Origin of the sequence: Marinobacter santoriniensis NKSG1, assembly GCF_000347775.1 — a bacterium.
In the GTDB taxonomy this organism is placed as follows: Bacteria; Pseudomonadota; Gammaproteobacteria; order Pseudomonadales; family Oleiphilaceae; genus Marinobacter; species Marinobacter santoriniensis.
In genome coordinates, this window is record NZ_APAT01000034.1 from 1 (window position 1) to 502 (window position 502).

Here is a 502-nt window from a genome sequence, read left to right on the forward strand (position 1 = left end):
GTTAATGCATATGCATTTCATCGGCCGAACAACGGTGAAGGTAGAAGCCAAGCTACCTGTATTTGGCGATATATTAAAGGTCTTAGGGGCAACAGATATTGAAGGGGAGCTTTTTGACTCATTGGATATAGTCATTAAGCCAAAATTTAAAAGGGATATAAAAAGGTTGCCAAGGATATTATTTTTAACCCGTCACCTCAATTTTCAGACATTAGCCTGCGGGCAAAAGATGAGGCCGGAGATATTTTAACAGAACATTATCTATCAGAAAAAGGCCATCTCTCAGCGCCTCTGAACAAGGTCACCAATGCTGAGATAGCTGAAGAGATGGCATATTGCTACGCAAGAATGAAAAGTGATATACTGGAATGTTTTAAAAGGCAGGTGGGCAAAGTTAAGGATTAATTATCAGGAGTAATTATGCGGAACAGAATCATGCCTGGTGTTTACATAGTAATAATTCCTTACGTTATCGTAAGCATTTGCTATCTCCTTTTCCGCC

Annotated in this window: 2 protein-coding genes; both read left to right on the top strand. The window is 39.4% G+C overall.

The features are described 5' to 3' along the window. Positions 1–250: Protein rexA (locus MSNKSG1_RS19715; protein ID WP_008940831.1), on the top strand; the 250-nt coding region annotated here is incomplete at its 5' end. 185 nt (positions 251–435) lie between these two features. Next, positions 436–502, top strand: a 67-nt coding sequence (locus tag MSNKSG1_RS19035) for a hypothetical protein (protein ID WP_455032233.1), incomplete at its 3' end; no start/stop codon positions are given.